7 protein-coding genes are annotated in these 5,514 nt (G+C 46.8%); all 7 read right to left on the bottom strand.

Translation table 11 applies throughout. The features are described 5' to 3' along the window. Positions 1-334, bottom strand: a 334-nt coding sequence (gene ruvA / locus AC075J_RS17800) for a Holliday junction branch migration protein RuvA (protein WP_476390565.1), incomplete at its 3' end; no start/stop codon positions are given. Positions 335-468: 134 nt separating this feature from the next. After that, positions 469-1,260 (bottom strand): RnfABCDGE type electron transport complex subunit B, encoded by a 792-nt coding sequence (locus AC075J_RS17795; protein WP_022380994.1) that lies wholly within the window; start codon positions 1,258-1,260, stop codon positions 469-471. A gap of 13 nt (positions 1,261-1,273) precedes the next feature. Next, positions 1,274-1,849 (bottom strand): electron transport complex subunit RsxA, encoded by a 576-nt coding sequence (gene rsxA / locus AC075J_RS17790; protein ID WP_008704334.1) that lies wholly within the window; start codon positions 1,847-1,849, stop codon positions 1,274-1,276. Between the two features lie 6 nt (positions 1,850-1,855). Continuing rightward, positions 1,856-2,566 carry an electron transport complex subunit RsxE gene (gene rsxE / locus AC075J_RS17785; RefSeq protein ID WP_022380993.1) on the bottom strand — a complete coding sequence of 237 codons (711 nt, stop codon included), beginning with the start codon at positions 2,564-2,566 and terminating at the stop codon, positions 1,856-1,858. Next, positions 2,566-3,174 carry an RnfABCDGE type electron transport complex subunit G gene (locus AC075J_RS17780; RefSeq protein ID WP_008704336.1) on the bottom strand — a complete coding sequence of 203 codons (609 nt, stop codon included), beginning with the start codon at positions 3,172-3,174 and terminating at the stop codon, positions 2,566-2,568. The genes rsxE and AC075J_RS17780 overlap by 1 nt, the downstream gene beginning before the upstream one ends. Further along, positions 3,171-4,148 (bottom strand): RnfABCDGE type electron transport complex subunit D, encoded by a 978-nt coding sequence (locus AC075J_RS17775; protein WP_022380992.1) that lies wholly within the window; start codon positions 4,146-4,148, stop codon positions 3,171-3,173. The genes AC075J_RS17780 and AC075J_RS17775 overlap by 4 nt, the downstream gene beginning before the upstream one ends. Before the next feature lie 15 nt (positions 4,149-4,163). Further along, positions 4,164-5,480: an electron transport complex subunit RsxC gene (rsxC, locus tag AC075J_RS17770; protein WP_022380991.1), complete on the bottom strand. Its 1,317-nt coding sequence runs from the start codon at positions 5,478-5,480 to the stop codon at positions 4,164-4,166. Positions 5,481-5,514: the final 34 nt, after the last annotated feature.

The raw sequence follows: 5,514 nt of genomic DNA, 5'->3' as shown, positions 1-5,514 counted from the left end.
CCTTCGACAACGTCTTCACATCATCCGAAAGAATTGCAAACCTCAATTCATCCGCCGTAATCCCCGCCAGAACCCCCAGCGCAGCCTTCGGCCCCACACCATTCACGCCAAGAAGCAGCTTAAACATCTGCAGATCATCCTTAGCCCTGAACCCATACAGCTTCATGGCATCCTCTCTCACACTAAAATAAGTATGGACCTTCACATCCTCCCCCATACGAATCTCAGACAAATCTGCCCCCGTCATATATATCTCATAACCAATCCCCCCGGCCTCAACAACCACCGAGCTCTCAGTCATATCCACAGCCATTCCATGAACAAACGCAATCATGATACATCCTCCGTCCCAAATTCATCACTTCCGATTCATCATACCACATCCCACCCCATAACGCAAACATATATTCGCATCCCTTAATCGAAAAAAAGAACCGCCATGCCTTCACACAGCAGTTCTTCCTCCCATTACTGAATAATATGTCTCGGACAAACCTCTTTACAAGCCCCACAATTCGTACACTTACTATAATCAATATGCGCACAGAAATTATCAACCGTAATCGCCCCATTCGGGCAAGTCTTCTCACACTTCTTACATCCGATACAGCCAACCTCACACGCAGAAGTAACAGCCTTACCTTTCGCATGAGAACTACACTGCACAAACGTAGTCTGCTCATAGGGCACAAGCTCGATCAGATGCTTCGGACACTTGGCAACACACTTACCGCAGGCCTTACAAGCCTCCTTATCAACAACCGCCACACCGTTCACAACATCAATCGCCCCAAACGGACAGGCCTTCACGCAGCTTCCAAAACCAAGGCATCCATAAGTACAGGACTTCGCACCACCACCGGGAATGAAAGCCATCATCTCACAGTCTTCCACACCTGTATACTCATAATTATCCTTCGTCTTCTCACAGGTACCCGCACACTTCACATACGCCACCTGACGGGCAGTCTCCACAACTTCCTGTCCCATGATCGCTGCGATCACTTTCCCGACTGGCTCACCGCCTACCGGACATCCGTTTACAGGTGCCTCACCTTTGGCGATTGCTGCTGCCAGGCCATCACAGCCGGGATAACCACAGCCACCGCAGTTATTACCGGGAAGCGCCTCACGAACAGCAACTTCCTTCTCATCCACTTCCACAGCAAACTTCTTACCGGCAACACCAAGGAAAACACCGATAAAAAGACCTACTGCCGCAACCAGTACAGTTGCCGCGATAATTGCTCCTATATTCATACCAGTCCCCTCCTTAAATCAGTCCTGAAAATCCGAAGAAGGCAATTGCCATCAGTCCGGCTGTCAGCAGAACTGTAGGGAATCCCTGGAAGGATTTTGGAATGTCATTGTATGCGATTTTCTCACGGATACCAGCCATCAGCACGATGGAAATAGTAAATCCCACTGCTGTTGCAAATCCGTTCACTGTTCCCTGAAGAACATTATACTCTTTCTGCACGTTTGTAAGGGCAACACCAAGAACCGCACAGTTTGTTGTGATCAGCGGAAGATACACACCAAGTGCCTGATACAGGGAAGGCATTGTCTTCTTAAGGAACATCTCTACAAACTGTACCAGCGCCGCGATCAGCAGGATGAATACGATAGTCTGCAGATAAGTCAGGTTCGTAGGAACCAGGATAGCATTGTAAATAATACCTGTCACAAAAGATGACAGTGTAATAACGAAAATGATCGCACCGCCCATGCCGGCTGCTGTCTCAACACTCTTGGAAACACCAAGGAAAGGACAGAGGCCAAGGAACTGGCTGAGGACTACGTTATTTACAATCGCTGAGCTTACAAGTATGATCAAAAGTTCTTTCATAATCCATTACCCCCTTTTTCCCTTACACATGGTATTGCCACAGGCTGCACAGCTTCCGCCGCAATCAGGATTACTTGGATCAATGCCACGTTTGGCTGCACCGATTTTGAATTTGTTCTGTAATGCAGAAAGCGCTGCCAGAACAAAGAATGCTCCGGGTGCCAGGATAAAGATTGTGATCGGTTCATAACCAGCCTTACCTGCTGTAGCATCTGCCAGAGGAAGGATCTGATGTCCGAACAGAGAACCTGCGCCGATCAGCTCACGTACTGCACCGATACAGGTGATACTTAAGGTAAATCCAAGACCCATACCAATACCATCAAACAGAGAGGCAATCGGTTTATTCTTGGATGCATATGCTTCTGCACGTCCAAGGATGATACAGTTAACTACGATCAGAGGAATATAGATTCCAAGGGAGTCATACAGGCTTGGGATAAATCCCTGTAAAAGAAGCTGTACAACTGTTACAAAGGAAGCAACAACTACGATAAATGCAGGCATACGCACTCTGTCCGGAATAAAGTTTCTCAGAAGAGAGATCATTAAGTTGGATGCTGCAAGGATCACTGTTGTAGTAAGTCCCATTCCGATACCATTGGTTGCAGATGTGGTGATAGCCAGTGTAGGACACATACCAAGCATCAGTACAAAGGTAGGATTTTCTTTGATGATTCCGTTATATAAACGTTCAGCAGGTGTGTTTGGTTTCATCACTGATTTCCCCCTTTCTCATACTGGAATGCACATAATCCGGCATTAACACCGTTTGTCATGGCATTCGTTGTAATAGTGGCACCACTTAACGCATCGATCTGATCATCCGCTGTGGCACCGGTCTTTGTATATTCAAATTTATCTACGTTCTTATCTTTGAACTGATCCTTAAATGCATCTGTGTTTGCTCTCATACCAAGACCTGCGGTCTCACCGATGGAAAGAATGGAAATTCCATTTAAGGTACCGTCATCCTGGATACCCATTGCAAACTGGATATCTCCGCCGTAACCCTCGGAAGTGGTTACTGTAAATGCATATCCCAGTTCATTGCCTGAAGCATCCTTGGCAAGCATAGTCTCATCTATGGACTGTGCCGCATATCCGTTCTCATCCAGATAAGACTGCATGGCATCCGCGTCCACATCCACTGTCTCAAAGCTGTCCGCATCTGCAAATACTGCCTTATAAGCATCCTGTTTCGCCTGAGCTTCCTGCTTTGCAATCGGATCTGCCGTAATATCCTGGACTACACCAAGGGCAAGTCCTGCCACCAGTGTGATCACTGTAATGGCTATGGTATCTTTGATAATTCTGTTACTCATGCCTTTTTGCCCCCTTTCCCAAATGCCGGGTGACGAGTCACACGTTCAATCATCGGAACTAACAGGTTGCAGAAAATGATCGCATAGGATACGCCCTCTGCGGAACCGCCAAAGAGACGGAAGACCGCAGTCAGTACACCAAGACAGACACCGTATACATACTGTCCTCTTGGTGTGATCGGTGTTGTGACATAGTCTGTAGCCATAAACCATGCACCAAGCATAAGACCACCGCCGAAGATGTGGCTGAACAGATAGTTCACGTCAAATCCCTTGCCTGTTCCAAGCATGTAAAGGATTACAAATACTGCGAAACTTCCAATATAGGTAAGCGGAATCTTCAGATCGATCACCTTGAAAACCAGAAGGATTGCTGCTCCGATCAGGATCGCAAGGGCAGAAGTCTCACCGATAGTTCCCTGGATATCACCGATAAACATATGTAATACAGATACAGAACTGTCTGTAAATCCATTCTGTTTCAGAGCTGCCAGAGGAGTTGCACCGGATACAGTATCTACCACACCTCTGAAGCTGTCGCTTACTGCGAAATCTGTCATCTTTCCTGCGAAAGAGATCATCAGGAAACATCTTCCTGCAAGTGCCGGGTTCATGAAGTTCTGTCCCAGACCACCGAAGAGCTGTTTTACAACGATAATCGCAAATGCACTGCCAAGTACAGGCATCCAGAGCGGAATTGATGCAGGCATATTTAATGCAAGTAATAAACCTGTAACAACTGCACTGAAGTCTGTAATTGTGTTCTTCTTATGCATCAGCTTGTCATAAATCCACTCAAAGAATACACTGGAAGCGACGGTGATCACTACTACCAGTAAGGCACGAAGGCCAAAATTATAAATTCCAAACAGTGTGGCCGGCAGAAGCGCCAGTGCCACAAGCTGCATGATTTTGCTTGTTGTCATCTTATCCCGGACATGGGGATTGGATGATACATGTAACATCTGATCCATTACGATGTCCCCCTTTTACTTTTTCTTACGGCTTGCCAGAACCATCTTACGCATAGATTTGATCATCTGGGTCAGCGGACGCTTGGCAGGGCAGATATAACTGCAGCAGCCACATTCGCAGCACTCCATACCATCAAATTTCTGGAAGCTCTTCATGTCACCATGCTCTGCAAAGGTTGCAAGTCTTGCAGGAATGACATGGCCGGGACAGACTCCTACACATCTGCCGCAGTTAATGCATGCAGTCTGTTCGGCATCTGCCACATCATCCTTCTCCAGGCAGAGACATGCGGAGCTTGTCTTAATACATGGTACATGAGTGTCATACATGGCAAATCCCATCATAGGACCACCTGAAATTACTTTGGATACATTGTCTGTCAGTCCGCCGGCAGCTTCTATAAGCTCTGCCATATCTGTTCCGGAAAGGACATCAAAGTTCTGCGGATTCTTAATCCCCTGTCCTGTTACTGTCACGATACGGTCCATAACAGGTTTTCCAAGGATAACGGCTTCATAAACAGCAATTACGGTATCTACGTTGTCAACTACGCATCCTGCATCTGCCGGAAGCATGGCAGAGTTGATCTCTCTGTCTGTGACAGCTTTGATCAGGAAACGCTCACCACCCTGTGGGTACTTGGTCATCAGCTCTGCTACTTCAATACGTGGAATATCTTTTACCATTTCTTTCAGTTTCGCAATACAGTCAGGCTTGTTATCCTCAATACAGATATATCCCTTCGCATTGTCAAAGAGCTTCAGCATAACTCTTAAGCCCTCGATCAGCTTCTCAGAGTCATCCAGCATTCTTCTGTAGTCACTGGTAAGATAGGGTTCACACTCGGCACCGTTTACAAGGATATGATCGATCTTCTCCGGTTCCTTTGGCGCAAGCTTTACCTGTGTGGGGAATCCGGCGCCGCCCATTCCCACTACTCCGCCTTCTTTAATTCTCGCCAAAATCTCCTCTTTCGAAAGATCTTCCAGACGTGCAGGAGTAAATTCCACACTTTCATACTGCTGGTCATTCTCAATGATAATGGAATTGACCATAGAACCTGTTGCTGTCAGGCGCGGTTCGATTCCTTTTACCGTACCGGAAACAGACGAATGGATCGGTGATGAGACAAACCCCGCAGCATCTGCGATCTTCTGTCCTGCGAGCACATGGTCTCCCTTCTGAACTATCGCTGCAGCCGGAGCACCGATATGCTGGGAAAGAGGATATACCATATCTCCCTTTGGCAGATATTTCACTACCGGACTGTTCTTGGATAATTCTTTTCCGTCATAAGGATGAACACCACCCTTAAAGGTTAAAATTCCCATTTCGTTCCCTCCTTTTATATTAAGCACCACCAAA

It is taken from the genome of Blautia sp. ZXY-1-C6 (assembly GCF_056339875.1).
This window is presented reverse-complemented; position numbering and strand designations above follow the sequence as displayed.

Coding starts and splice junctions, on each gene's coding strand:
- AC075J_RS17795 (WP_022380994.1), bottom strand. CDS start 1,260: ATGAATATAGGAGCAATTATCGCGGCAACTGTACTGGTTGCGGCAGTA.
- rsxA (WP_008704334.1), bottom strand. CDS start 1,849: ATGAAAGAACTTTTGATCATACTTGTAAGCTCAGCGATTGTAAATAAC.
- rsxE (WP_022380993.1), bottom strand. CDS start 2,566: ATGAAACCAAACACACCTGCTGAACGTTTATATAACGGAATCATCAAA.
- AC075J_RS17780 (WP_008704336.1), bottom strand. CDS start 3,174: ATGAGTAACAGAATTATCAAAGATACCATAGCCATTACAGTGATCACA.
- AC075J_RS17775 (WP_022380992.1), bottom strand. CDS start 4,148: ATGGATCAGATGTTACATGTATCATCCAATCCCCATGTCCGGGATAAG.
- rsxC (WP_022380991.1), bottom strand. CDS start 5,480: ATGGGAATTTTAACCTTTAAGGGTGGTGTTCATCCTTATGACGGAAAA.